The organism is Rhodococcus sp. (in: high G+C Gram-positive bacteria), assembly GCF_049286785.1.
Lineage (GTDB): Bacteria > Actinomycetota > Actinomycetes > Mycobacteriales > Mycobacteriaceae > Rhodococcus_F.
The window spans coordinates 1-1,762 of sequence record NZ_JBAQEO010000443.1; the positions used below are offsets into that span (position 1 = coordinate 1).

At 63.5% G+C, this 1,762-nt stretch carries 3 protein-coding genes; 2 read left to right on the forward strand and 1 reads right to left on the reverse strand.

The features are described 5' to 3' along the window. A partial coding sequence (locus tag WAW17_RS16125; RefSeq protein WP_422333954.1) for an RDD family protein occupies window positions 1-337 on the forward strand: 337 nt, incomplete at its 5' end. Window positions 338-477: 140 nt separating this feature from the next. After that, window positions 478-1,212, forward strand: coding sequence for a queuosine precursor transporter (locus WAW17_RS16130; RefSeq protein ID WP_422333955.1), 735 nt, complete (start codon window positions 478-480; stop codon window positions 1,210-1,212). Here the strand turns inward: WAW17_RS16130 and WAW17_RS16135 are convergent. Beyond that, window positions 1,194-1,762: tRNA-guanine transglycosylase (locus tag WAW17_RS16135; RefSeq protein WP_422333956.1), on the reverse strand; the 569-nt coding region annotated here is incomplete at its 5' end. The two genes, WAW17_RS16130 and WAW17_RS16135, sit on opposite strands and share 19 nt — an antisense overlap.

Below are 1,762 nucleotides of genomic sequence, written 5' to 3' on the forward strand. Positions count from 1 at the left end.
CGTCGGCGGTGTGATCGGAGCATTCCTCACTGCGGCCGCTGCGGTGGGGTACTTCGTGTACTTCGAGACGACCAAGGGGCAGACCCCCGGCAAGCAGTTGCTGAAACTGCGCGTCGTGGGCGCGAGCGGTGGGTTCCCCACCCAGCAGGAGTCGCTGATCCGCAACAGCTTCTACATCCTCAGCGCCCTCGGCAGTCTCCCGTTCATCGGTCTACTGTTCGGACTGCTCGGCACCATCGCGGCGATCGTCATCGGCGTCACGATCAACTCGAGCCCCACCAAGCAGGGCAAGCACGACGAGCTCGCCGGCGGCACACGCGTCGTACAGAGCTCATAGCCGGCAGGTAGTCCGCAAGCGCGTGAATGTACCTCCGGTCGCCTCAGATCAGACAAACGGTACATTCACCCGGCGGCGCAGCGCTCGTCGGGCACCCCGGGCGATTCGCGCCACTCCGCCCGGGGTGCTTGGATGGCGGCGTGACAGTCTCAGATCAGCACGTCAAACCAGAAGACCACGCCGCGTTCGCGCACGTCAGCCGCGGGTACTACCCGACGTTCGTTGCGCTGTTCACGGCGACATTGCTGATCTCGAATATCTGCGCGACGAAGGGCGTCGCATTCTTCGGGGATTCGGAGCTGTCCCTCGGCCCGCTCCAGGTCCTGCCGGTCATCACCGACGGCGGGTTCTTCCTCTTCCCCCTTGCCTACATCCTGGGTGACGTGCTCAGCGAGGTGTACGGGTTCAAGTCGACGCGTCGCGCGATCTACCTGGGCTTCGGCGCACTCATTCTCGCGGCGCTGTGTTTCTGGATTCTGATCGAGCTGCCGTCGGCCGAGTTCTACGAGAACCAGGCTGCGCTCGAGGCTGTGGTCGGCGTGTATCCCCGGCTGCTCCTCGCCGGGTTGGCCGGCTACCTGGTGGGCCAGATGCTGAACTCGGTGACGCTGGTGATGATCAAGGAACGCACCAAGGAGAAGCATCTCTGGGCACGCCTCATCGGTTCGACCGTCGTCGGTGAATTCGCCGATACCCTGATCTTCTGCTCCATCGCGGCCGGTGCCATCGGCATCAGCACATGGAGCGATTTCGTGAACTACGTGATCATCGGATTCCTCTGGAAGACGCTCGTGGAGGTTCTCGTCATGCCGATCACCTACCGCGTCATCGCCTACGTGAAGAAACGCGAACCCACCTACGTGCTCCGCGCGTAGAACCGCCCGAGCGTGTCCGCCTTGAAATCGTCGAGGTAGCCGCCGTCGATACTGTCGCGGATCTGATCGACCAGACGCACGGTGAACCGCTCGTTGTGAATGGTGCAGAGGGTCGAGGCCAGCATCTCCTTGGCCTTGAACAGGTGGTGGATGTACGCCCGCGTGTAATTGGCGCACGTGTAGCAGTCGCAGTTCTCGTCGATGGGTGAGAAGTCGCGCCGGTTCCTGCTGGTGTTGATGTTGAACCGGCCGTCCGGGTGATAGATCGCGGCGTTGCGCGCCACCCGGGACGGGTTGACGCAGTCGAAGGTGTCGACGCCGTTCTCGACGGCCACGAAGAAGTCGTCCGGTTCGCTGATTCCGAGCAGGTGACGAGGCTTGTGCTCGGGTAGCTCCTCATTGCACCACCGGACGATGGTGCCGAGATTCTCCTTCTCGAGCGCGCCGCCGATGCCGTAGCCGTCGAAGCCGCGGCCGCTCTCCCCTGTGATCGATTCGAGGCCCCGGCAGGCCCGCCTGCGCAGATCCTCGTACTGAGCGCCCTGGACGA